This is a genomic window from Monashia sp. HAY1-2A (assembly GCF_056755315.1).
In genome coordinates, this window is sequence record NZ_JBNDHY010000043.1 from 1 (window position 1) to 23,773 (window position 23,773).

Here is a 23,773-nt window from a genome sequence, read left to right on the forward strand (position 1 = left end):
TCCGTCGTCGGCAGCGTCAGATGTGTATAAGAGACAGGTCGTAGGGCGGGTCGAGCAGGACGAGGTCCATCCGGACCCCGGCGGGCGGTCCGGCGGCGAGGGCCTTCTCTACGGTCGTCGGCAGCAGCCGGACCCCGGGCGCCCCGACGACCCCGATGTTGGCCCGGATGACCTTGCCGGCCGCGGCGCTGGACTCGACGAGCAGGACGACCGACGCTCCCCGGCTGGCGGCCTCGAGGCCGAGGGCACCGGAACCGGCATAGAGGTCGAGGACGCGCCTGCCCTCGAGGAGGCCACGGTGCTCGAGCCGGCTGAAGAGGGCCTCGCGGACGCGGTCGGACGTCGGACGCGTGCCCGAGCCCGCAGGTGTGCGCAGCCGCCGACCGCCGGCCGTGCCGCTGATGACGCGCGTCATGTCAGCCCCTCTCGAGCCAGGCGGCCTGCTCGTCGTCGAGTCGCATCGCCACGGCGGCCGCGAGGGCCGGGTGCTCGCGCAGCTGCGGGTCGGCGTCGACGAGGGCGAACGCGTCCTCGCGCGCGTCGGCGATGATCTGCTCGTCCTCGACCCGGCCGAGTCGCAGGTGGCGCACCGAGCTGCCGCGCCCGCTCTGGCGCGAACCGAGCACGTCGCCCTCGCGGCGCAGCTGGAGGTCGACCCGGGCCAGCTCGAAACCGTCGCTGGTGGCCGCCACCTGCTCGAGCCGCTCGAGGGCGCGCTCGCCGGGGTCGTTCGTCATGAGGAGGCACAGCCCCGGGACGGCACCGCGGCCGACCCGCCCCCGCAGCTGGTGCAGCTGCGAGATGCCGAAGCGGTCGGCGTCGACGACGACCATGACCGACGCGTTGGGCACGTCGACGCCGACCTCGATGACGGTCGTCGCCACGAGGACGTCGACCTGGCCGTCGGCGAAGGCGCGCATCGTCGCGTCCTTGGTGTCCGCGTCGAGGCGGCCGTGGAGCAGGCCGAGCCGCAGCCCCGCGAGCGCCGGGGTGGAGGCGAGCTCGTCGAGCATCTCGTGGACCCCGGTGAGCTCGCGGCGGGGGGTGTCGTCCGCGTCCTCCCCCTCGCCCTCCCACTCGGTGTCCCAGTCGGACGCGTCCTCGGAGTCCGCGCCGGCGTCATCCCGCGACGGGGCGTCGTCTCCTCCGATGCGGGGGCACACGACGTAGGCCTGGTGGCCCCGGGCGACCTCCTCGGCGACCCGCTGCCACGTCCGCTCGACCCAGCCGGGCCGCTGGGCGTCGACGACGTGCGTGGCGATGGGCGACCGCCCCCGCGGCAGCTCGCGAAGGGTCGAGGTCTCCATGTCGCCGAAGACCGTCATCGCGACGGTGCGCGGGATCGGTGTGGCGGTCATGACGAGCACGTGCGGTGGCCGGATGCCCTTCTCGCGGAGGGCGTCCCGCTGCTCGACGCCGAAGCGGTGCTGCTCGTCGACGACGACGAGGGCGAGGTCGGCGAACTGGACGTGCTTCTGGATGAGGGCGTGGGTGCCGACGACGATGCCGGCCTCCCCCGATGCCGCGTCGAGAAGGGCCTTGCGACGGGTGGCGGCGTTCTGGCTGCCGGTGAGCAGGGCGACCGTCGTGCCGTGCTCCGCACCGCCGAGCCGGCCGCCCTCGGCGAGGTCGCCGAGCATGGCCGTGATCGAGCGGTGGTGCTGGGCCGCGAGCACCTCGGTGGGGGCCAGCAGCGCGGCCTGGCCGCCGGCGTCGATGGCCGCGAGCATCGCGCGCAGGGCCACGACGGTCTTGCCCGAGCCGACCTCGCCCTGCAGCAGCCGGTGCATCGGCCGGTCGGAGGCCAGCTCGCGCGTGAGCACCTCGCCGACGTCGCGCTGGCCCTGGGTCAGCTCGAAGGGCAGCCGCTCGTCGAAGGCGGCGAGCAGACCGCCGGGGCGCGGCGGCCGCGGGGTGGCCAGCTCGGCCTCGGCCGCCTTGCGGCGCTGGGCGAGGATGGTCTGGAGCACGAACGCCTCGTCGTACTTGAGGCGGTCGAGCCCGCGGGAGGGCCGGTCCTCCAATGCCGGCCGGTGGACCAGCTCGAGCGCCTCCCGGCGCGACAGGAGCCCGCGGCGGTCGCGCACCTCGTCGGGCACCGGCTCGCGGACGCGGTCGACGGAGTCGAGCGCGGTGTGGACCAGCTTGCGCAGGCGCAGGGAGTTGAGCTTCCCCGTCGTGGAGTAGACCGGTACCCGGTGCGTGCGGTACCACTCCACCGCCGCCTCGCCCTGGTCCTCGTCGTCGAAGAGCTCGTACTCCGGATGCGTCAGCTGCAGGCGGCGGCCGTAGGCCCCGATCGTGCCGACGAAGAAGCCGCGGACCCCGGGCAGCAGCTTCTTCTCGTGCCCGTAGGCGCTGAAGAAGGTGACGTCGAGCTCGTTGCCGAGGTCGTCGCCGATGACGACGGTGAGCATCTTGCCTCGACGGTTGCGCATGGCCCGGGTCGAGGCCGACCTGACCTCGGCGACGACGAGGACGTCCTCCCCGACGTGCACCGACGAGAGGTCGGTGAGCTGGCCGGGACGCACGTAGCGCCGAGGCACGAACTCGAAGAGGTCGCCGACGCTGTGCAGGCCCTTGGTCCGCGCCAGCTGAGCGGCGTCCGGCTTCTGGAGCAGCTTCGTGAGCGGGGAGTCCTCGGTCAGTGCGGCCACGGCGTCACTCCACCCCGAGCAGGACGCTGTAGACGGGCTGGCCGCCGTCGATGAGGCTGACCTCGATGCCGTGGTGGGCGGCACGGGCCTCGGCCGTGACGGCCTCGAGCAGGCCCTCGGGCGCGTCGACCCCGGCGACGACCGTGACGAGCTCGCCGCCGCTCGCGAGGAGGCGGTGCACGACCTCCCGCGCCACGCGCAGCTGGTCGGACCCGACGATGACGACGTCGCCGTCGACGACACCGAGCACGTCGCCCGGACGGCACGGTCCCCCGCTGGTCAGCGCGGCCCGGTTGGCGAGGGTGACCGCGCCGTGCCGGGTGGCCGAGGCTGCCGCCTGCATCGCCAGGACGTTCTCGGAGGCGGCCGCGTCGGGCTCGAAGACCGCGACCGCGGCGATGCCCTGGACGGCGGTGCGCACGTGGACGAGGTGGGCCTCGATGCCGTCGTCGGCGGCGGCCCGGACGGCAGCCGCGGCGGCGAGCAGCGTGTCCCCGTCGTTGGGCAGCACGACGACACCGCCGGCACCGCGCGCGTGCTGGGAGCGGATGGCGTCGATGAGGCCCCCGGTCGAGGCACGGCGGCCCGGCCCGGAGCGCACGACCACGGCTCCGGCCCTCTCGAAGAGCGACTCCAGCCCGGAGCCCGCCGCGCACGCGACGATCCCGGACGCCGACCCGTGCGGCCCGGCGTGTGCCGGCGCGGATCCGCGCGCGCTCACGGTCTCGCCGGGGGCGGCCCCGCTGTGATGGGGGTGAGCATCGGCCAGGGACGTGATGCGCACCCGGTGCGGCCGGCCCGCCTCGATGCCGGCTTCGACGGCGGCCCCCGCGTCGTCGACGTGCGCATGGACGTTCCACTCGTCGTCACCGCCGACGACGATGACGGAGTCGCCGAGCTCGAGGAGGCGGGAACACAGGGCGTCGACGGCCGCGTCGTCGGTGTCGCGCAACAGGTACATGACCTCGTACTGCGGGGAGCCCTCGGCGCCGTGCTGGTCGTCTGCAGCGCCGGACAGCACCGGGTGCGCGCGGCCGGGTCGCAGTCGCGAGCGCCGCTCGGACGCGTCCAGCTCCGGCCGGCCGCGCTGCCCCGCACAGACCCGCTCGAGCGCCTCGAGCAGGACGACGAGCCCGGCCCCGCCGGCGTCGACCACCCCGGCCCGCGCCAGCACCTCGAGCTGGTCGGGGGTGGCCGCGAGAGCGACGCGCGCGGCCCCGAGCGCGCCGGTCGCCACGACGTGGACCGGCACCGGATCCTCGCCGCAGCCCGCGTCGACGGCGCGTGCGGCGGCGTCCGCGGCGTCGGCCATCGCGCTGGCCACCGTGAGGATCGTGCCCTCCTTCGGGTCGGTCACCGCCTGGCGGGCCCGTTCCTCGGCGCGGCGCAGACCGGCGGCGAGCACGACACCGTCGATGCGCTCGGCCGACGCACAGCCCTCGGCGAGTCCCCGGGCCAGCTGGCTGAGGATGACGCCGGAGTTGCCGCGTGCGGTCCAGAGCAGGTGGCGCGCGAACGTGTCGAGCAGCGCCGCGGCCGTGTCGGCCTGGCCTCCGGACAGGGTGCGCTCGACGGCACCGTCGAAGGTGAGGTAGAGGTTGGTGCCGGTGTCGCCGTCGGGCACCGGGAAGACGTTGAGCGCGTCGATCTCGGCGCGTCGGGCAGCGTAGAGGGACCGGGTCAGCACGGCCCAACGGCGCACCGCGACGAGGTCGAGGAGCGTCAACGGCCCGTCGGGCTGCGGCTCGGCGCCGGACAAACGGTCCTCCTGCTCGTCCTCGTGCTGGTGCTCGTCGTGGTCCATCTCGTGGTGGTCGTGGGTGTGCTCGTGGGTGTGCTCGTGGGTGTGCTCGTGGGTGTGCTCGTCCGGCGGGCCCGTCCACCGTCCCCACCGTGCTCGGCAGGCTAGCGGTTCACCCCGACCGTCGCATGCACCGCGCCGCCGCCTCCGGCTACCTTGGCCGTTGTGTCGAGTGCCTCCGCCGCCGTCCACCGCAAGTCCTGGGACGGCGCCCCCGACGGCTTCTACGCGGTCGAGGCGGCCGGGCTGCGGTGGCTCGCGGAGGCCGAGCCCGCCGGCGGGGTCAGGGTCGTCGAGGTCCGCTCGGTCGGACCGCACCACATCGACCTCGCCCGACTGCACCCCGCCGCGCCGTCGGCGGCGGCGGCCGAGGCCCTGGGCCGGGGCCTGGCGACGACGCACGCCGCGGGAGCTCCGGCCTTCGGGGCGCCGCCAGCGGGCTGGACGGGCGACGCGTGGATCGGCCGGCAGGTGCAGTCCAACGACCCCACGCCGACCTGGGGCCTGTTCTACGCCGAGCAGCGGGTGCGGCCGTTCGTCCGCAGCGCGGTGCGGGCCGGCCACCTCGACGAGGGCGGCGCGCGCGTCGTCGAGCGGCTGTGCGACCGGATCGCCGCGGGCGAGCTCGACGACGACCGGCCGCCGGCCCGCATCCACGGCGACCTCTGGTCGGGCAACGTCGTGTTCACGGTCGAGGGTCCCGTCGTCATCGACCCTGCGGCGCACGGGGGCCACGGGCTCACCGACCTCGCCATGCTGGCCCTCTTCGGCTGCCCGGGCCTGGACCGCGTCACCGCCGCGTATGCCGAGGCGGCCGGACTCGAGCGCGGCTGGCGCAACCGCATCGAGCTGCACCAGCTGCACCCGCTCGCCACCCACGCGTCCTCGCACGGACGGGCCTACGCCGCGCAGCTCGTCGAGACAGCGCGTGCCCTGTCGTGAGCGGGCGGCGGCCGCTGCCGGCGCCGTTTTGTCGTCCGCCCACGTCGTCGGCTACTCTTGACCGGTTCCCCCGTCCATCGACCGGGGTGACGCGCGCTCTCGCGCGTCCACCGCGGACGGGCCGGAGTCAGCACTTCCTCATCATCGAGCTTTCAGGAGATACCCGTGGCTGCCAACTGCGACGTCTGCGGCAAGGGGCCGGGCTTCGGTCACAACATCTCGCACTCGCACCGCCGCACGAAGCGCCGCTGGAACCCCAACATCCAGCGCGTTCGGACGCTGGTGAACGGTGTGACGCCGAAGCGCCTCAACGTGTGCACGTCCTGCCTCAAGGCGGGCAAGGTCGCGCGCTGAGCGCACGACACCCCAAACGCTGAAGGCCGGTACCCCCTCGGGTGCCGGCCTTTCGTGTACCCGACGCGTCCGCAACCCGACCCGATGCGTCCGCCACCCGACCCCGACGCGTCCACAACCCGCCCCGATGCGTCCGCCACCCGACCCGATGCGTCCGCTACCCGACGCCGCAACACACCGAGCAGCTGCCAACCGGTGCGGGGTACACCTGCCGTGGTTGGCAGCTGCTCGGTGTGTTGCCGTTCGGAGGGGGCCGCGGTCGGGTCCCTGACGCCGGGGCGCCGGGAGGTCGCGACGCGGCGGAGAGGATGCGGAGGGGACGCGCGTACCCCGGACGCGTCAGCTCGGCTCGCCGCGGAAGTGGTCCCAGCCGGTGTGCGACACGGCGCGGCCGGCGACGAGGATGCCCGGCCGCTCCCCCGGCGCCGGGGTGCGGATGCCGCCGAGCCGGTGCCAGCCGTCCGGCACCCCGCCGGGCGGGAACGCGGCGAGCAGCGAGTGCTCCTCGCCGCCGGCGAGGACGCAGTCGAGCGCGGCCTCGCGACCCAGGACCGCCTCCAGCAGACCGACGTGCGGCTCGAGCAGGACCGGGTCGAGGTCGACGACGACGCCGCTCGCGCGGGCGACTCGGCCGCCGTCACGCAGCAGCCCGTCGGACAGGTCGAGCATCGCGGTGGCACCGGCACGCGCGGCGGCCGGGCCCGCGTCGAGCGGCGGCCGCGGACGCCGCTGCCGCTCCACGGCCTCCGGCAGCCGGTCGCCGGCTCCCCGACCCAGCAGGAGGAACCCGGCGCCGGCCAGGCCGAGGGAGCCGCACACGGCCAGCTCGTCGCCCGGGCGCGCACCGGAGCGCAGCACCGGGTCGCCGTCGAGGGCGCCGAGCGCCGTCACCGACGCCATGACGACCCCGGCGGGGGCCGAGGAGAGGTCTCCGCCGAGCACGTCGACGCCGGCCGCGCGGCACGCGTCGGCGATCCCCCGCGCGTGGTCGAGGACCCACTCGACGCCGACGTCGGGGTCGACGACGAGCGTCACGAGCACACCGGTGGACCGGCCGCCCATCGCCGCGACGTCGGCGAGGTTCTGGGCCACGACCTTGTGCCCCACATCGGCCCCGGAGGACCACGCGTCGAGCCAGTCGCGGCCCAGGACCATGGTGTCGGTCGTGGCGATCGTCCGCGGCGTGGTGCGCAGCACGGCGGCGTCGTCGCCCGGCGCGACGTCGAGGTCGGGGCCTGCCGGGAACAGCGGCAGGATGCGCTCGAGGAGCGTGTCCTCGTCGAGCGTGCGCAATGGGGTGCCACCGGTCAGCATCGGGCCGCGAGCCGCGCGGTCGGCGGCCGGTGGCACGGAGGCGACGGTCGGCCGCCCGGGCTGCGCGCTCGCGTGCAGGTCGCTCACCCGACCCCTCCTCGTCCTCCGGCGTCGCGCCGGCGTCCCTGCGCCGTGGCGCTCGGTCTCACCGCCGGGCAGGGGCCGGCTTTCCCCGGGACGTGGGTCCCATGGCAAGGTAGCGTCTGGGCAGCGGCACCGTCACACCGAGGGTGCCCTGCACGCCGCGTGCCGCGGCACCCCGCCACAATGCGTCCAACACAGTGAGGTGACACGTGGTCCAGGCCTACATCCTGATCCAGACCGAGGTCGGCAAGGCCGCCAGCGTCGCGGAGCAGATCGCCGGCATCTCGGGGGTGACGCTCGCCGAGGACGTCACCGGTCCCTACGACGTCATCGCGCGCGTCGAGGCCCAGAACGTCGACGACCTCGGCCGGCTCGTCATCGCCAAGCTGCAGGACGTCCCCGGCATCACCCGGACGTTGACCTGCACCGTCGTGCACGTCTGAGGCCTGACGACCCTGAGCAGTCCCGTCCCGACGGCCCCGGCCACAGCGCCCACGGCGCCCACGGCGCCCACCGTGACCAGGACCGGCACCAGCACCGACCGCCCGACGGCGGCGCCTCGCGGCGCCGCCGTCGCGCTGTTCCTCGCCGGCTTGGCGGTGCTCGCGCTGACCGGGTGCAGCCGCCCGGTCGAGGTCGCACTCGCCCCCCAGGCCTCCGCACCGGTGTGCCGCGACGCGACCTGGCCGCCGACGGTCAGCGGCCACGCCCGGGTCGGCACGTCCCCCGACGACAGGTCGGTCGCCGCCTGGGGTGACCCCGCGCTCATCGCCCGCTGCGGTCTGGACCCGCTCGGGCCGACGACCGACGAGTGCGTGTCCGTGGACGGCGTCGACTGGGTCGTCCGACGCCTGTCCGACGGCTCGATGGCCACGACCTACGGCCGCGACCCGGCACTCGAGGTGCTCGCGCCGAACGCGTACGGGCCGGTGCCGCTCCTGCTGCCCGCCTTCGACGAGCTCGCCCGCTCGCTGCCCGCGACCGGACGCCGCTGCAGCTGAGCCGATTCAGCGCAGGCCGGTGCGGCGCTCCAGGGCGAGCGAGATGAGCTCGTCGATGAGGTCGGGGTAGGCCAGCCCGGAGGCCGCCCACATCCGCGGGTACATCGAGTGCGGTGTGAACCCCGGCATCGTGTTGATCTCGTTGATGACGACGTCGCCCGAGGGCGTGTAGAAGAAGTCGACGCGGGCCAGGCCCTCGCAGCCGGCGGCCTCGAAGGCGAGCACCGACATCTCGCGGACGCGCTCGGCCACCTCTGCCGGCACGTCGGCCGGGCACTCGAGCCGCACGTCGTCCTCGGCGAGGTACTTGGCCTCGAAGTCGTAGAAGGCGTGGTTGGCCACGACGACGGCCTCGCCGAGCTCGCTCGTGCGCGGGGCGTCGGTGCCGTGCCCGTCGAGGACGCCGCACTCGATCTCGCGGCCCACGACGGCGGCCTCGATGACGACCTTGGGGTCGTGCTCGCGCGCGGCCTCGACGGCCGCCCGCAGGTCCGACGCGTCATCGACCTTGGCGATGCCCATGCTCGACCCGGCGCGGGCCGGCTTGACGAAGACCGGCCAGCCGAGCGGCTCGACGCGGGACAGCGCCGCCTCGGGGTCGCGGTTCCACTCGCGGTCGGTGATGACGACGTACGGGCCGACCTTGAGACCGGCGGCCTCGAAGACGACCTTCATCATCGCCTTGTCCATCATGACGGCCGAGGCCGTGACACCCGAGCCGACGTATCGCACGTCCGCGAGGTCGAGCAGCCCCTGGATCGTGCCGTCCTCACCGAACGGGCCGTGCAGGAGCGGGAACACGACGTCGACGTCCCCGAGGGCGCGCGGCGGGCTGCCGGGCTCGAGCACCGTCAGCGAGCGGTCCCCGGTGCTGAGCGGCACGACGACCGACGCGCCGTGCCCGTCGACCTCGGGCGTCTGCCCCGGCAGGAGGCGCAGCGGCTCCGGGTCGTCGTCGACGAGCACCCAGTGGCCGTCGCGGGCGATGCCGACGGGCACGACGTCGTACCTGTCGCGGTCGATGGAGCGCAGGACGCTGGCCGCCGTCGAGCAGGAGACGGCGTGCTCGGAGGAGCGGCCTCCGAAGACGATGGCGACGCGCGGGCGGCGGCTGTCCTGGGCGGGCTGGGGCTGGTCCGTGGTCATCAGACGAGACTCTATCCCGACCTCCGGGACCCCCTCGTACGCTGAGGCATGGCCACCGAGGCGCATCCGGACCCCCACGTCGACACCTACCTCGTCGCCGCCGGCCGACCGCCGCGCGAGGGCGGCGCCTCGCCCAACCCGGCCGTCGAGCTGACCTCGACGTACGTCGCCGACGGGCCGGTCGGCTACGCGCGCTTCAGCAACCCGACGTGGACCGCGTTCGAGGAGGCCCTCGGCGGGCTCGAGGGCGGCCGCGCGCTCGTGCACGCGTCCGGGATGGGCGCCGTCGCCGCCGCGCTGTCGCTCGTCCCGGCCACCGGCACGGTGCTCGCGCCGGACCAGACGTACAACGGCACCGTCGACCTGCTCGACGCGTTCGAGAAGGCGGGCGGCACGGTCGTGCGCGTGCACGCCACGGACACCGCCGGTTTCCTCGACGCGCTCCCCTCGGCCGACCTCCTGTGGCTCGAGTCGCCGACGAACCCGCTGCTCGACGTCACGGAGCTCGACGTCGTCCTCGGCCGGGCCCGTGACCTCGGTGTGACGAGCGTCGTCGACAACACCTTGCCGACGCCGCTGCTGTGCCGGCCGCTCGGGCTGGGCGCGGACGTCGTCGTGCACTCGGTCACCAAGTACCTGTCCGGCCACAGCGACGTCGTCCTCGGTGCGACGGTGGTGGCCGACACCGAGCGCGGGCGTTCGATCGGCGAGCGCCTGCTGCGGCACCGGACGCTGCACGGTGCCGTCGCCGGGCCCCTCGAGGTCTTTCTCGCGCTTCGCGGCCTGCGGACCCTCGCGCTGCGCTTCGAGCGTGCCTGCACGAACGCTGCCGACCTCGCCACGCGGCTCGCGACCCACCCGTCGGTGACGCGGGTCCGCTACCCGGGTTCGGGCGCCATCGTCTCGATCGAGGTGGCCGGTGACGTCGCCGCGGCCGAGCGGGTGTGCGAGGCGACGCGGCTGTGGCTGCACTCGACGAGCCTCGGCGGCGTCGAGTCGCAGGTCGAGCGCCGCCGGCGCCACCCGTCCGAGCCGACGTCGGTCCCCGAGACCCTGCTGCGGCTCTCGGTCGGGATCGAGCACGTCGAGGACCTCTGGGCCGACCTCGACCAGGCGCTGCGCACCGCCTGACGACGCCGGGCCACCGGAGCCCCTGGGGCCCCGGGGCACCCCGCGAGCTCAGTGCTTCTCGGCCTTGAGGTCGCGCGACATGAGGCGCGGGCCGACCTCGCTGGCCGGGTGGCCGTCTCGGATGACCGCGACGACCTGCTCGCAGATCGGCATGTCGACGTCGTGCTCGCGGGCGAGGGTGAGGATCGACTCGCACGACTTGACCCCCTCGGTCGTCGTGCGCATCTCGGCGGTGGCCTCCTCGACGCTCATGCCCCGTCCGAGACGGACGCCGAAGGAGTGGTTGCGCGACAGCGGCGACATGCACGTCGCGATGAGGTCGCCGACACCGGCCAGGCCCATGAAGGTCTGCGGGTGGGCGCCGAGGGCCAGGCCCAGCCGCGTGGTCTCGGCCAGCCCCCGAGTGATGATCGTGGCCTTGGTGTTGTCGCCGAAGCCCAGACCCTCGGCCATGCCGGACGCCAGGGCCACGACGTTCTTCGTCGCGCCGCAGACCTCCGCCCCGATGACGTCGGTGTCGGTGTACGGCCGGAACCACGAGGTGGCGCACGCCGACGCGACGAGCTCGGCGGTGCCCATGTCGCTGCACGCGACGACGCCGGCCGCCGGCTGTCGCAGGGCGATCTCGGGCGCGAGGTTGGGACCGGAGACGACGACGATGCGGTCCTCACCGACCCCGGCCTCCGCGATCACCTGGCTCATCCGCATCGTCGTGCCGAGCTCGACACCCTTCATCAGCGACACGACCGGCGCCCGGGCCGGCAGGGCGGCGCCCCACTGCGCGAGGTTGCCGCGCAACGTCTGGGAGGGCACGGCCAGCACGACGACGTCGGCGCCGCCGAGGGCCTCGGCGGCGTCGACGGTGGCGCGAACGGTCGGCGGCAGCCGCAGCTCGGGCAGGTACTCGGCGTTGCGGCCGGCGTTGATGCCGGCGACGAGCTCGGCGCGCCGCGCCCACATCCGCACCTCGCAGCCCGCGTCGGCGAGGATCGCGGCGAACGCGGTGCCCCAGTTGCCGCTGCCCATGACGGCGACGCGGGTCACGACGGGTCCTCCTCGACGCTCCCCGACCGGCCGGACGGGGTCGGGCCGCCGACGTCGTCACGGCGATGCGGGTCCCCGTACTCGGTCAGGCCGTGGCGGCGCGGGTCGAAGCGCTCGTGCGGCGACCGCTCACCGCGGATCTCCTCGAGCAGCTCGGTGATGCGGTCCATGAGCCGGTCGGTGGCCTCGCGCAGCGTCCGCGTGTCGAGCGGCCGGTCGTAGAGATCGGACAGGTCGACGGGCGGCCCGGCGATGACGTGCATCGTCTTGCGCGGGAAGAGCGACGGTCGGTGGGCGTAGGGCGGCAGGATCTCCTGGGCGCCCCACTGCGCCACGGGGATCAGCGGGCAGCGGGTCTCGAGCGCCACGCGCGCGGCACCGGTCTTGCCGCGCATCGGCCACAGGTCGGGATCGCGGGTGATCGTGCCCTCGGGGAAGATGCCGAGCGCCTTGCCGGCCCGGACGCCGTCCACGGCGGCGCGGTAGGCGTCGGTGGCGGCGACGGAGTTGCGGTAGACGGGGATCTGCCCGGAACGGCGCAGGATCATGCCGACGACCGGGATGTCGAAGAGGCTGTCCTTGGCCAGGAAGTAGGTCTCGCGACCGTTGTCGAAGAGGAAGTGCGCGAACGGCAGCGGGTCGGCGTAGGAGATGTGGTTCGGGGAGACGACGAACCCGCCCTGCCGGGGGATGTTCTCGACGCCGCGCCAGTCCCGTCTCGTCAGCAGCAGCAGCGGCCGGCGCAGGAGCAGGGCGGCGAGGCGATAGGCCCACGGCAGCCGCCTCGGTCGGGCACCCGTCACGTCGTCACGTCCTCCTCGTCGTGCCCGCCCCTCGGCGTGGCTGGGCTTCATCTTGTCCACCTCGCGGCGCGGTGTCGAGCGGCCTCGCGGCGAGTGGGACGATGGGCGTCAGCATGACAACTGCCCCGGACGCCTCGACAGCCGCCCCCGCCACGGGGCCCTGGCGGGTCGTCGTCCCCGTCAAGGACCCCCGGCACGGCAAGTCCCGGCTCGCCCGCGCCGTCGGGGCCGATCGCGAGACGCTGAGCCGTGCCATCGCGGCGGACACCCTCGAGGCGGTCGTCGCCGCAGTGGGCGCCGGGTCGGTCGTGCTCGTCACCACCGACCCGGCACTCCGCGCGACGTGGGCCCTCCGCGGCGTCCTCGTCGTCGAGGACCCGGGCGGCGGGCTCAACGACGCCGTGGCCGTGGGCGTCCGGGCCGCGAACGACCCGCGCGACGGGCAGGAGGACGACGTCGCCGCCGACGGGGCGGCCCGGGTCGGTGTGCTCCTCGGTGACCTGCCGGCGCTCGACGCCGCCTCGCTGCGGGCCGCCCTCGAGGTGGCCGCCCACCACGACGACGCGTTCGTGCCCGACGTCGACGGCACGGGCACGGTGCTGCGCACGGGCCGCCGCTTCACACCGCGGTTCGGCGTCGGCAGCGCCGCGCGGCACGAGGCCGACGGCGCCGTGCGGCTCGATCTCGACCTCCCGCGCCTGCGCACCGACGTCGACGACGCGTCGGGACTGGCCGCCGCCCGCCGGCTGGGGCCGGGGCCCGCGACACGGGCGGTGCTCGAGCACCGCGGATCTGCTTGGATCAGGACCATGCAGGCCACGGTGCACCGCTACGACCCCGAGACACGCACGGGCAGCGTGCTGCGCGACGACGGGCGCGAGCTGGTCTTCGGCGCGCCCGCCCTGGAGTCGAGCGGCCTGCGCCTGCTGCGGGTCGGCCAGCGCCTCACGGTCGACGTCGTCGACGACGTCGTCGTCGCCCTGCGCATCGTCGGCATCGGCCCGGGCCAGCGCATCCGCTGACGCCCCGCACCGCGCCCGCTTGGGCGTGGCACGCACGAGGGCCCGGCCGTCCGGCAGGGCCCTCGTCGTCCGTCACGGTCCGCACGCGACCGGGAACCACCCGGACGGCCCGGACCACGCCTCAGCGGGCGCTCTTGCGCGCCGTCGCCTTCGCCGTCGCCTTCGCCGTCGTCTTCTTGGCCGTGGACGTCGCCTTCTTCGCGGCGGACCTGGCCGGGGTGGCCGCCTTGGTCGTCGTCTTCTTCGTCGCGGACTTGGCCGGAGCAGCCTTGCTGGCGGTGCTCTTCCTGGCCGTGGACGCCGTCTTCTTCGCTGCCGACGCGGCCGTGCCGGCGGCCTTGGTCGTGGTCTTCTTCGCCGCGGACTTGGCCGGAGCGGCCTTGCTGGCGGTGCTCTTCTTCGCCGTGGACGCCGTCTTCTTCGCTGCCGACGCGGCCGTGCCGGCAGCCTTGGTCGCCGTCTTCTTCGCCGCGGACCTGGCCGGAGCGGCCTTGCTGGCCGTGGCCTTCTTGGCCGTGGACGCCGTCTTCTTCGCCGCGCCCTTGGTCGCCGGCGCCGACACCGAGCTGCCCGCCGTGGCGCGCGCCGCCGCGGACTCGGTGCGCGAGACCTTCTTGGCGCCCGAGACGATCTCCTTGAAGTTCGTGCCCGACCGGAACTTGGGGACGCGAGTCTTCTTGATGCGCACCGTCTCACCGGTCTTGGGGTTGCGCCCCGTGCGGGCCGCGCGGTCGGCTCGCTCGAAGGTGCCGAAGCCGGTGATCCCGACCTTGTTGCCCTTGGCCACCTCGCGGATGACGACGTCGAGGAAGGCCTCGAGGGCGTCGGAGGCCTGCTTCTTGCTGCCGAGCTTCTTCTCCAGCGCGTCGACCAGTTCTGCCTTGTTCACGTCTTCCCCTCCAGAGGACTGTCGGTGTCAGGCGACCCGACGTGGGCATCCGGAACCAGTCCGGCTACGAGATGACGTTAGGCCTGTCGAGCGGGTTCGTCCATCACCCCACCCGGGCTTTTCGTTGTGTCGCAACGACTTTGACGCCCCGGGAACCGCCGCCCGGCCCGCCCGGAGCCCCGCGGCCAGCAGATGGTTGGCTGGAGAAAAGGAGACGGATCCCGCTGTGTCACAGCGGGATCCGTCACCGTCAGCAGGTCCGGTGACCTGCCTCTGGCCGGGGTCTCAGGCCGGGGTGGTGACCGGCTTGTGGCTCGGCCGGCGCTTCTCGAATTCGGACACCTCGTCCTCGTGTCGGAGCGTCAGGCCGATGTCGTCGAGCCCCTCGAGCAGCCGCCAGCGGGTGTAGTCGTCGATGTCGAAGGCGGCCACGATCTCGCCGGCCCGGACGGTCCGGGCCACGAGGTCGACCTCGACCTCGGAACCCGGGTTGTTCTCCAGGTGCTTCCAGATCAGCTCGACGTCGTCCTGGGCGACGACGGCCGTGACGAGTCCCTGCTTGCCGCTGTTCCCGCGGAAGATGTCGGCGAACCGGGAGCTGACCACGACGCGGAAGCCGTAGTCCATGAGGGCCCAGACGGCGTGCTCACGGCTCGACCCGGTGCCGAAGTCGGGCCCGGCCACGAGCACCGAACCACCCGCGTACACCGGGTTGTTGAGGACGAAGGACTCGTCCTTGCGCCACGCGGCGAAGAGGCCGTCCTCGAACCCGGTGCGCGTGACGCGCTTGAGGTACTCGGCCGGGATGATCTGGTCGGTGTCGACGTTGCTGCGCCGCAGCGGAACGCCGACGCCGGTGTGGGTCTCGAACTTCTCCATGGCTCAGGCCTCCCCGGTGGTGCTGGACGCGACGGCGGACGCGGCCACCGGCTCGCGGACCGAGCCGAGGTCGGACGGGCTCGACAGCGTCCCGCGCACGGCGGTGGCCGCCGCGACGAGCGGGCTGACGAGGTGGGTACGACCGCCCTTGCCCTGGCGTCCCTCGAAGTTGCGGTTGGACGTCGACGCGCTGCGCTCCCCCGGCGAGAGGGTGTCGGGGTTCATGCCGAGGCACATGGAGCAGCCGGGCAGGCGCCACTCGGCGCCGGCCTCGGTGAAGACGGCGTCGAGCCCCTCGGCCTCGGCCTGCAGCCGCACCTTGGCCGAGCCGGGCACGACGAGCATCCGGACGCCGTCGGCCACGCGACGACCCTTGATGACGTCGGCGGCAGCGCGCAGGTCCTCGATGCGGCCGTTGGTGCACGAGCCGACGAAGACGGTGTCGACGCGGATGTCGCGCAGTGGCGTCCCGGGCTCGAGGCCCATGTACGCGAGCGCGTTCGAGGCGGCCAGGCGGTCGCTCTCGTCGGCGAAGGACTCGGGGTCGGGCACGGACTCGCCGAGCGGCAGGCCCTGGCCGGGGTTGGTGCCCCACGTGACGAACGGCGTCAGCGTCGCGGCGTCGATGTCGACCTCGGCGTCGAAGACGGCGTCGGCGTCGGTGCGCAGCGCTGTCCACTCGGCGACCGCGGCGTCCCAGTCCGCACCCTTGGGGGCGTGCGGGCGGCCCTGGAGGTAGTCGAACGTCGTCTGGTCCGGGGCGATCATGCCGGCGCGGGCACCGGCCTCGATCGACATGTTGCACACCGTCATCCGGGCCTCCATCGACAGCGCCTCGATGGCCTCGCCGCGGTACTCGATGACGTAGCCCTGGCCACCGCCGGTGCCGATCTTGGCGATCACGGCCAGGACGATGTCCTTGGCCGTGACCCCGTCGGGCAGCGTGCCGTCGACGTTGACGGCCAGGGTGCGGAACGGCTTGAGCGGCAGCGTCTGGGTGGCGAGGACGTGCTCGACCTCGGAGGTGCCGATGCCGAAGGCGAGCGCGCCGAACGCGCCGTGCGTCGAGGTGTGGCTGTCACCGCAGACGACGGTCATGCCCGGCTGCGTCAGGCCCAGCTGCGGGCCGACGACGTGGACGATGCCCTGGTCGGCGTCACCCATCGGGTAGAGCCGGACGCCGAACTCCTCGCAGTTGCGGCGCAGCGTCTCGACCTGGACCTTGGAGACGGGGTCGGTGATGGGGCCCGGCGTCGTCGGGACGTTGTGGTCCTCGGTCGCCAGGGTGAGGTCGGGGCGCCGGACGGGACGTCCGGCGAGCCGGAGACCGTCGAAGGCCTGGGGGCTGGTGACCTCGTGGAGCAGGTGCAGATCGATGTAGAGGAGGTCGGGCTCGCCCTCGGCGCGCCTGACGACGTGTGCGTCCCAGACCTTCTCGGCCAGTGTCCCTGCCATCTCATCCCTCCGCGCGACGTCTCTTGCTCCAGCGCGCGCGCCACCGAGGACCGGCTCGCGACGTCGCTGTTGCAAAAGCGTCGCTCTTTTGTGGGCGTTGTGGATTGACGTCTCAGTGCCTGAGACGTCAATATCAGTTCATGGACAACTCTTCTGGGGTCGGCGTCCTCGACAAGGCAGCCACGGTGCTGGGCGCCCTCGAGGCCGGTCCGGCCACGCTCGCTCAGCTCGTCGGCGCCACCGGCCTGGCGCGCCCGACGGCGCACCGCCTGGCCGTCGCCCTCGAGCACCACCGGCTCGTCTCGCGCGACATGCAGGGCCGCTTCGTCCTCGGCCCGCGGCTCGGCGAGCTCGCCTCCGCGGCGGGCGAGGACCGGCTCCTCGCTGCGGCCGGCCCCGTCCTCGGAGCCCTGCGCGACCACACGAACGAGAGCGCCCAGCTGTTCCGGCGGCAGGGCGACCAGCGCATCTGCGTCGCGGCCGCCGAGCGGCCGGTCGGCCTGCGCGACTCGATCCCCGTCGGCGCCACCCTGTCGATGCTCGCCGGATCGGCCGCCCAGGTGCTCCTCGCCTGGGAGGAGCCGGACCGGCTGCACCGTGGCCTGCAGGGCGCCGCGTTCACCGCCACGACGCTGTCGGCGGTGCGCCGCCGCGGCTGGGCGCAGAGCGTCGCCGAGCGCGAGGCCGGGGTCGCGTCGGTGTCCGCCCCGGTGCGCGGGCCCTCGGGCCGTGTCGTCGCCGCGGTGTCGATCTCCGGACCCATCGAGCGCCTGTCCCGCCAGCCGGGCCGGCTGCACGCCGCGACCGTCGTCGCCGGCGCGAACAAGCTGACCGAGGTGCTGCGCCGCCACCACGCGATGCAGCAGCAGCAACAGCAGCAGCAGAACGCCTGAGACGTCCGGGACCGGACTTTTCGCAACGGATCGGTCACGATCCGCGGCGAGCCGTCGACTCGGACAACCGCGCGGGGCCGTGGCACGTCACTCTCGGTGCAACCACCCAACGTCCTGGTCAGGGGTAACGATGCCGGCTCCCACCACGTCCGTTCGCCCGACGCGTCGCCGCGGGCCCGCTCGAGGCGGGTTCCGCACCCGTGGGGTGCTCGCCGGGGCGGTCTGCGTCGCCGTCGCCGCGCTGGCCGCCTGCACGCCGGACGACGGTGCGTCCACGGCCGCGACGCGCGTCTCCGTGACTCGAACGGCGTCCGACAGCACGGGCGGGGCGACGTCCGGGCCCACGACTCCGGCCACCCCGACGCCGGCCGGGACTGCGACCGCAGCCCCGACCACTCGCCCGACCACTCCCCCGGCCGCTCCCCCGGCCGCGACGCCGGCCGCGACGCCGACCGCGACGCCGGTCCCGGCCCCGGTCGTCCTGCTGCGGCGTGGCGACTCCGGCACGAGGGTGCGTGCCCTCCAGGCCCGGCTGCGCCAGATCGGCTGGTTCTCCGGCGACGTGACCGACGGCTACGGCAGCCGCACCGAGGCCGCGGTGCGTGGCTTCCAGGCCAAGCGCGGGTTCGCCGCGACGGGCAGCCTCGACGAGACGACGTGGGACCGGCTCGTGGCGATGACGCGCCGGCCGACCGCCGACGAGCTGGCCAACGTCAAGCCGAAGCCGAAGCCCGACGCCGGCGCCGCCGACCTCGACCCGCGCTGCATGACCGGACGCGTCATGTGCATCAGCAAGACGACCCGGCACCTGACCTGGGTCGTCGACGGGGTGCCCCAGTACGGCTTCGACGTCCGCTTCGGCAGCGACGAGCTGCCCACCCGCGAGGGCGTCTTCACCGTCTACAAGAAGAAGAAGGACGTCATCTCGAACCTCTACCACACGCCGATGCCCTACTCGATGTTCTTCTCCGGAGGGCAGGCGGTGCACTACTCGTCGAACTTCGCGCGCCTCGGCTACGCCGGCGCCTCCCACGGCTGCGTCAACGTCCGCGACTGGAACGGCATCATCCGGCTCTACGACGAGTCACGGATCGGCGACCGGGTCGTCATCCACTGGTGACCCGCTCCTGACCCGCCCCGACGGGCGTGAGCGGCTGCCGACGTAGGCTGGCACGACCCGTTCCGAGTCGCAGGAGGCACCGTGCTCAAGGTTGGTTGGAAGGCGTCCGCGGAGCAGTTCGGGCCTCGTGACCTCGTCACGCTCGCCGTCCTGGCCGAGCAGCTCGGGCTCGACTCGGCGTTCATCTCCGACCACTTCCAGCCGTGGCGCCACCACGAGGGCCATGCCCCGTTCGCGATGTCGTGGCTCGCGGCCGCCGGCGAGCGCACCGAGCGCATCACGCTCGGCACGTCGGTGATGACCCCGACGTTCCGCTACAACCCCGCCGTCGTCGCGCAGGCCTTCGGCACGCTGGGCGCTCTCAACCCGGGACGCATCGTCCTGGGCATCGGCACCGGCGAGGCCCTCAACGAGGTGGCCGTCGGGGCGGCCGGGTCGCCGTGGCCGGAGTTCAAGGAGCGCTTCGCCCGGCTGCGCGAGTCGGTGCGGCTCATGCGACGCCTCTGGACCGAGGAGCGGGTCGACTTCGAGGGTGACTACTACCGGACCCGTGCAGCCACCGTCTACGACCGGCCGGACGAGCCCATCCCGGTCTACGTCGCGGCGGGTGGTCCGCTCGTGGCCCGGTACGCCGGGCGCTCCGGCGACGGCTTCATCTGCACGTCGGGCAAGGGCCGCGAGCTCTACGAGGACCAGCTGATGCCGGCCGTCGACGAGGGCCTGGAGAAGTCCGGCCGCACCCGCGAGGACATCGACCGGATGATCGAGATCAAGCTCTCCTACGACCGCGACCCCGACCGGGCGCTCCACAACGTCCGGTTCTGGGCGCCGCTGTCGCTGACGGCCGAGCAGAAGCACGGCGTCGACGACCCGGTGGAGATGGAGCGCCTCGCGGACGAGTTGAGCGACGAGCAGGTCGCCAGGCGGTGGATCGTCACGAGCGACCCGCACGAGGCCGTCGACGCGGTACGCCAGTACGTCGACTGGGGGTTCGACCACGTCGTGTTCCACGCACCCGGTCACGACCAGGCCCGGTTCCTCGAGCAGTTCGCCGCCGACGTCCTTCCCGGGCTGCGCGAGCTCGCCTGACCTCGGCGATCCTGCACTCAGGCACCGCGGCCGGGGCTAGGGTCCGGGCTGAGGGCCCGGCGGGAGCCGGACCGGCCGCACACGGGGAGGACGCGTGCCCGAGCCACAGAGCGTCGCCGGGGACGCCGGGGACACGGGGGACACCGGGGACACCGAGGACCGCGGACGCGTGCGCCTGCTCGCGCCGGCCCGCCGGGTCCCGTTCACGCTCGCGGTCGTCGCCCTGATGCTCGTGCTCGGCGTCGCCACGGGGACGCTGTGGTCGCCGCTGCGGGACCGGCCGCTGCTCGAGGGCGTCGCGTACGGTCTTCCGGCGCTCGAGGCGGGCCGGTGGTGGACGCCCGTGACCGGTGCGTTCTTCGCCCTGGTCCCCGCGCAGTACCTCCCCGTCGCCGGCGGCGCCCTGCTGCTCCTCGGATGGTCCGAGCCGAGGCTCGGGACGCGGTCCGTGGCGGTGTCGGCGGTGGCCGGTCACCTGGCGGGCGTCGTCGGCGCGTCGGTCGTCCTCTGGCCGCTGACGCACACGACGTGGACGTGGGCCCGGACGACCGGCGGCGTACTCGACGCCGGGTTCAGCGCGGGCGCGCTCGGCGCGGTGGCCGCTGCGTCGGTGACGCTGCGACCACCGTGGCGCGGTCGGCTGCGGGCCCTGCTGTGCCTCTACGCTGTCCTGTCCTTCCTCTACATCGGGCTGCTGTGGGATCTCGAGCACCTGCTCGCGGTCGGCACGGGGCTGCTGCTCGGACCCGGCCTCGTCGGTCGGCGCCCAGCGGGCCCCCACGTGCGTCTCACCCGACACGAGTGGCGCGTCCTGGCCTGGACGCTGTTCGTCGTGGCCGCCGCGGTCCGGGTCCTGCTCTACCTCGTGCCCTCCGATGGGCCGCTCGGGGCGAGCACCACCGACGCCGACGTCCTCAGCGTGCTCGTCGGTGCCGGGGTCTCGCTCCTGCTGGCCGACGGCCTGCGGCAGGGGTCGCGACAGGTGTGGCACCTCGCGGCGTTGCTGGCGGGACTCGGGCTGCTCGCGGGCCTGGCCGTGCTCGTCGTCGAGGTGCTCGCACCGGACCGGCTCGGGCCGGGTGACGAGGTGGTGTCGGCCGTGCCCCAGGTGGTCGTCGACGTGCTCCTGTGGTCGCTGCAGCTGTGGGTCCTCCTCGCCGGACGCTCGGCCTTCCGGGCCCCCGGCCGACGCGGCCGGCTCACCGACCGGACGGGCGCCCGCGACGGGCGCGAGACCGCCATCGCGCTGCTCGAGCGCCACGGCGGCACGACGATGTCGTGGATGGGCACGTGGCCGGACAACGCCTGGTTCCTCCTGCCCGCGCCGCGACCCGACCCCGCGCACCCGGGGGTGATCGGCTACCAGGCTCACCAGCTGCACCGCGGCGTGGCCGTGGCGCTCGGTGACCCCGTCGCGGCCGATGCGGGGACGCGCGCCCGGGTCCTCGCCGCGTTCGTCGACGAGCAGGAGTCCCACGGCCGACAGGCCTGCTTCTTCTCGGTCACCGACGAGGTGCGGGCCTGGGGCGCGGCGCACGGCTACCGGCACCTCACCGTCGCGGAGGAGGCCGTCATCGACCTGCCGGCCCTGCAGTTCACGGGTCGGCGCTGGCAGGACGTGCGCACCGCGCTCAACCGCGCCGCGCGCGAGGGGATCACCTACCGGGAGGGGCGCCTCGCCGACATGCCGCGCGGAGTCCTCGCGCAGGTGCGCGCGATCTCCGAGCTGTGGGTCGGCGACAAGGGCCTGCCCGAGATGGGTTTCACGCTCGGCGGCATCGACGAGGCGATGGACCCGCACGCCCTCGTCGGGCTCGCGGTCGATGCCGAGGGCACGGTGCACGGGGTCACGTCGTGGCTGCCCGTGCACGCCGGTGGCGGGGTCGTCCGCGGCCGGACGCTCGATGTCATGCGACGCCTGCCGGACGGGTTCAGGCTCGTGACCGAGTTCCTCGTCGCCAGCGCCTGCCTGTCGTTCAAGGCGGCCGGCCTCGAGGTGGTGTCGCTGTCCGGGGCGCCGCTCGCGCACACCGGCGCTGCAGGCACCGACGCGGCAGATCCCGGCGCGGCAGGTCCCGGCGCAGCGGCCGAACCCCTCGACCGGCTCCTCGGCGCGCTCGGCGAGGCCCTCGAGCCGCTCTACGGGTTCCGCTCCCTGGAGAGCTTCAAGCGGAAGTTCTCGCCGCGGGGCCAGGCCCTCCATCTCGTCTTCCGGGACGAGGCCGCCCTGCCGCGCATCGGGCTGGCCCTGACCTCGGCGTACCTGCCCGGGACCTCGATGCGGCAGCTGGCGGTGGCGGGCATCCGGGCCCGCCGCGACTGACCCGCGCGGCCGACCCGGGGCCGGGACGCAGGAGACCCCGGTCCTGGTGGACCGGGGTCTCTGTCGCTCCTTCGAGCATCACGTAGCCCCGACGGGATTCGAACCCGCGCTACCGCCTTGAGAGGGCGGCGTGCTAGGCCGCTACACAACGGGGCCGTGAGCGGTGCCGATCGCTCGGCACAGGAGAGAACCTTACCGGTTGGCGAGGATTTCTCCGAATCGGCTCTCTCGGGAGAGAACCGGAGCTGGGGTACCAGGACTCGAACCTAGAATGACGGAACCAGAATCCGTAGTGTTGCCAATTACACCATACCCCAAGGGGTTTCACTCCCGAGCGCGCCTTGCGGCCTTCTGCGGTGGTGAACCGAGTGGAAATGTTACCGGTCGACCACCGAACCCCCAAATCGGGTCGCACGCAGGGCCCGGGCGACGACGTCGAGCCCCTGCACCGACACGACGTCCTCGGACGTGCCGGCCGCGGCCCGGTCGAGCCACATCGCACGCAGCCCCGCCCGGCGGGCGCCGATGACGTCCCAGGCGAGGCTGTCACCGATGCACACGGCGGCCTCCGGCTCGACACCGACGAGACGGCACGCCTCCCGGTACACGCGCGGGTCGGGCTTGCCGAACCCCAGCGTGTCGGTGGTGACGACGACGTCGAACCGCGCCGCGAGCCGAAGGGCCTCGAGCTTGACCCGCGTGGGCGCCGACGCAGAGTTGGTCAGCAGGGCCACGGGGAGCCCGACCTGCTCGGCGGCGGCCAGCAGCTCGGGCACGTCGGGAAAGAGCCGCTGGGCGTCGCGGAAGGCCGGGGCGTACGCGTCCTCGAAGACACCGTGCGCGTCGTCGGCCAGGTCGGCCCGGAAGGGGCGTGCCACCTCCGCGAGCCGACCAGAGCGCATGTCCTCGAAGGCGATCGCCCCGGAGGCGTACCGCGGGAACCAGCGCTCCGGGTCCGCGTAGTACCGCTCGGCCATGGCGACGTGGTCCCCGTCGCGCCCCGGCCAGAGCGCCCGGGCGGCGTGGGTGCCGGCGACGACCATCGCCCCGCGGGTGTCGACGATGGTGTCGTCGACGTCGAGCACGAGTGCCCGGGCGCCCTCGAGGACGGCGGCGACTGGCTCGATGACGCCGTCGTCGTCGCGGGGTGCGCTCGCGTCGGAGCCGTTCACGCCTCCTCCAGTCCCGAGACCGGGCCGAAGAGCGGCAGGGCCGCCTCGATGCCCTCGACGGTGACCTCGCCACCGTGACCGCCGCGACGCCACGTGTCCCGCTCGAGGCGCACGTGCTGGAGCCGCTCCCCCGAGTGCTCGAGCACCGAGGTGTGGGTGTCGCGGTAGCCGAGGCTGTAGGAGACGCCGAGCGAGGCCGCGTTGTCGACGACCGCCGACGAGATCGCGGCCCGGGCGCCGAGGAAGGTGAAGGCCAGCTCGAGGACCGCGCCCCGCATCTGCCGCCCGAAGCCGCAGCCGCGGGCCTCGCGCACGAGCCACGACGAGGAGTCGACGGTGCGGTCGGCCCGGTAGTCGGGCCCCTCCAGCCACTGCCCGCCGATGATGCGGTCCTCGCGGCGGACGACGAAGGGCAGCGCCCAGTCGTCCGGCGACCACATGCCGAAGGCACGCCAGTACCCCTGGGCGACGACGGCCCGGCGGTTGGCGGGCAGGTCGAGGCCGGCGTACGTGGTCGCGTGCGGGTTGAGCTCGAGGTCCGGCGGCAGGACGGCGCAGACCTCGGGCAGGTCGGCCTCGGTCATGACCCGCAGGTCGAGGTCGGCCGTGCCGAGACGGATGCCGTGCAGCGGCCAGATGCGCTCGAGCACCGGG

General features: G+C 74.0%; 21 protein-coding genes, 2 tRNA genes and 1 pseudogene. 10 read left to right on the forward strand and 14 right to left on the reverse strand.

Annotated elements, in window-relative coordinates; all coding sequences use genetic code 11:
* Nucleotides 1–31 precede the first annotated feature (31 nt).
* From ACPYOM_RS08650 to ACPYOM_RS08660, 3 genes and pseudogenes are all read right to left on the reverse strand, one after another.
* A pseudogene (locus ACPYOM_RS08650) lies at nt 32–415 on the reverse strand (RsmD family RNA methyltransferase); the annotation flags it as partial.
* Nucleotide 416: 1 nt separating this feature from the next.
* A complete protein-coding gene (locus ACPYOM_RS08655) occupies nt 417–2,657 on the reverse strand; it encodes an ATP-dependent DNA helicase RecG (RefSeq protein WP_481339143.1) in 2,241 nt (746 codons plus the stop codon).
* 4 nt (nt 2,658–2,661) lie between these two features.
* Nucleotides 2,662–4,461, reverse strand: a complete 1,800-nt coding sequence (locus ACPYOM_RS08660) for a DAK2 domain-containing protein (RefSeq protein ID WP_481345635.1) — start codon at nt 4,459–4,461, stop codon at nt 2,662–2,664.
* Nucleotides 4,462–4,623: 162 nt separating this feature from the next.
* Here ACPYOM_RS08660 and ACPYOM_RS08665 point away from each other — a divergent pair, with 162 nt between their 5' ends.
* Together ACPYOM_RS08665 and rpmB are read left to right on the forward strand one after the other, a co-directional pair.
* Complete coding sequence (locus ACPYOM_RS08665) at nt 4,624–5,400, forward strand: fructosamine kinase family protein (RefSeq protein WP_481345636.1); 777 nt, start codon at nt 4,624–4,626, stop codon at nt 5,398–5,400.
* A gap of 165 nt (nt 5,401–5,565) precedes the next feature.
* Nucleotides 5,566–5,754, forward strand: coding sequence for a 50S ribosomal protein L28 (gene rpmB / locus ACPYOM_RS08670; RefSeq protein WP_076259851.1), 189 nt, complete (start codon nt 5,566–5,568; stop codon nt 5,752–5,754).
* Nucleotides 5,755–6,093: 339 nt separating this feature from the next.
* Here rpmB and thiL read toward each other — a convergent pair whose 3' ends face one another.
* Nucleotides 6,094–7,155, reverse strand: a complete 1,062-nt coding sequence (gene thiL, locus ACPYOM_RS08675) for a thiamine-phosphate kinase (protein ID WP_481345637.1) — start codon at nt 7,153–7,155, stop codon at nt 6,094–6,096.
* 206 nt (nt 7,156–7,361) lie between these two features.
* Between thiL and ACPYOM_RS08680 the strand changes: the two genes are divergently transcribed.
* Nucleotides 7,362–7,595: an Lrp/AsnC family transcriptional regulator gene (locus ACPYOM_RS08680; RefSeq protein WP_323096899.1), complete on the forward strand. Its 234-nt coding sequence runs from the start codon at nt 7,362–7,364 to the stop codon at nt 7,593–7,595.
* A gap of 72 nt (nt 7,596–7,667) precedes the next feature.
* Entirely contained in the window at nt 7,668–8,153 is a 486-nt protein-coding gene (locus ACPYOM_RS08685; protein WP_481345638.1) for a DUF3515 family protein, read from the forward strand.
* A 6-nt stretch (nt 8,154–8,159) separates the two neighbouring features.
* On the opposite strand, the gene ACPYOM_RS08690 is transcribed toward ACPYOM_RS08685, so the two are convergent.
* Nucleotides 8,160–9,299 carry a D-alanine--D-alanine ligase family protein gene (locus ACPYOM_RS08690; RefSeq protein ID WP_481345639.1) on the reverse strand — a complete coding sequence of 380 codons (1,140 nt, stop codon included), beginning with the start codon at nt 9,297–9,299 and terminating at the stop codon, nt 8,160–8,162.
* A 48-nt stretch (nt 9,300–9,347) separates the two neighbouring features.
* Here ACPYOM_RS08690 and ACPYOM_RS08695 point away from each other — a divergent pair, with 48 nt between their 5' ends.
* A complete protein-coding gene (locus ACPYOM_RS08695) occupies nt 9,348–10,430 on the forward strand; it encodes a trans-sulfuration enzyme family protein (protein ID WP_481345640.1) in 1,083 nt (360 codons plus the stop codon).
* A 48-nt stretch (nt 10,431–10,478) separates the two neighbouring features.
* On the opposite strand, the gene ACPYOM_RS08700 is transcribed toward ACPYOM_RS08695, so the two are convergent.
* Nucleotides 10,479–11,474, reverse strand: a complete 996-nt coding sequence (locus ACPYOM_RS08700; RefSeq protein ID WP_481345641.1) for an NAD(P)H-dependent glycerol-3-phosphate dehydrogenase — start codon at nt 11,472–11,474, stop codon at nt 10,479–10,481.
* The gene (locus ACPYOM_RS08705; protein ID WP_481345642.1) at nt 11,471–12,277 is read right to left on the reverse strand and encodes a lysophospholipid acyltransferase family protein; all 807 of its coding nucleotides are present in this window, start codon (nt 12,275–12,277) and stop codon (nt 11,471–11,473) included. Before ACPYOM_RS08705 ends, ACPYOM_RS08700 begins: the two co-directional genes overlap by 4 nt.
* A 113-nt stretch (nt 12,278–12,390) precedes the next feature.
* Here ACPYOM_RS08705 and cofC point away from each other — a divergent pair, with 113 nt between their 5' ends.
* The gene (cofC, locus tag ACPYOM_RS08710) at nt 12,391–13,299 is read left to right on the forward strand and encodes a 2-phospho-L-lactate guanylyltransferase (RefSeq protein WP_481345643.1); all 909 of its coding nucleotides are present in this window, start codon (nt 12,391–12,393) and stop codon (nt 13,297–13,299) included.
* A 121-nt stretch (nt 13,300–13,420) separates the two neighbouring features.
* Here the strand turns inward: cofC and ACPYOM_RS08715 are convergent, their stop codons facing one another.
* The 3 genes from ACPYOM_RS08715 to leuC form a co-directional block, all read right to left on the reverse strand.
* Nucleotides 13,421–14,188 (reverse strand): HU family DNA-binding protein, encoded by a 768-nt coding sequence (locus ACPYOM_RS08715; protein ID WP_481345644.1) that lies wholly within the window; start codon nt 14,186–14,188, stop codon nt 13,421–13,423.
* A 285-nt stretch (nt 14,189–14,473) separates the two neighbouring features.
* The gene (gene leuD / locus ACPYOM_RS08720) at nt 14,474–15,067 is read right to left on the reverse strand and encodes a 3-isopropylmalate dehydratase small subunit (protein ID WP_481342653.1); all 594 of its coding nucleotides are present in this window, start codon (nt 15,065–15,067) and stop codon (nt 14,474–14,476) included.
* Between the two features lie 3 nt (nt 15,068–15,070).
* Nucleotides 15,071–16,522, reverse strand: a complete 1,452-nt coding sequence (gene leuC / locus ACPYOM_RS08725; RefSeq protein WP_481345645.1) for a 3-isopropylmalate dehydratase large subunit — start codon at nt 16,520–16,522, stop codon at nt 15,071–15,073.
* 140 nt (nt 16,523–16,662) lie between these two features.
* On the opposite strand from leuC, the gene ACPYOM_RS08730 reads away from it, so the two are divergent.
* The 4 genes from ACPYOM_RS08730 (at nt 16,663) to ACPYOM_RS08745 (ending at nt 21,947) form a co-directional block, all read left to right on the forward strand.
* Nucleotides 16,663–17,415: an IclR family transcriptional regulator gene (locus tag ACPYOM_RS08730; protein WP_481345646.1), complete on the forward strand. Its 753-nt coding sequence runs from the start codon at nt 16,663–16,665 to the stop codon at nt 17,413–17,415.
* Between the two features lie 130 nt (nt 17,416–17,545).
* Entirely contained in the window at nt 17,546–18,535 is a 990-nt protein-coding gene (locus tag ACPYOM_RS08735) for a L,D-transpeptidase family protein (protein ID WP_481345647.1), read from the forward strand.
* A gap of 81 nt (nt 18,536–18,616) precedes the next feature.
* On the forward strand, nt 18,617–19,624 hold the full coding sequence (gene fgd, locus ACPYOM_RS08740) for a glucose-6-phosphate dehydrogenase (coenzyme-F420) (RefSeq protein WP_481345648.1): 1,008 nt from the start codon (nt 18,617–18,619) through the stop codon (nt 19,622–19,624).
* A 94-nt stretch (nt 19,625–19,718) separates the two neighbouring features.
* Entirely contained in the window at nt 19,719–21,947 is a 2,229-nt protein-coding gene (locus ACPYOM_RS08745) for a bifunctional lysylphosphatidylglycerol flippase/synthetase MprF (RefSeq protein WP_481345649.1), read from the forward strand.
* Between the two features lie 83 nt (nt 21,948–22,030).
* Here the strand turns inward: ACPYOM_RS08745 and ACPYOM_RS08750 are convergent.
* From ACPYOM_RS08750 to ACPYOM_RS08765, 4 genes are all read right to left on the reverse strand, one after another.
* A tRNA-Glu gene (locus tag ACPYOM_RS08750) sits at nt 22,031–22,103 on the reverse strand.
* Nucleotides 22,104–22,192: 89 nt separating this feature from the next.
* A tRNA-Gln gene (locus ACPYOM_RS08755) sits at nt 22,193–22,264 on the reverse strand.
* A 60-nt stretch (nt 22,265–22,324) separates the two neighbouring features.
* Nucleotides 22,325–23,119: an HAD family hydrolase gene (locus ACPYOM_RS08760; RefSeq protein ID WP_481345650.1), complete on the reverse strand. Its 795-nt coding sequence runs from the start codon at nt 23,117–23,119 to the stop codon at nt 22,325–22,327.
* Nucleotides 23,116–23,769, reverse strand: a complete 654-nt coding sequence (locus ACPYOM_RS08765; RefSeq protein WP_481345651.1) for a GNAT family N-acetyltransferase — start codon at nt 23,767–23,769, stop codon at nt 23,116–23,118. Before ACPYOM_RS08765 ends, ACPYOM_RS08760 begins: the two co-directional genes overlap by 4 nt.
* Nucleotides 23,770–23,773: the final 4 nt, after the last annotated feature.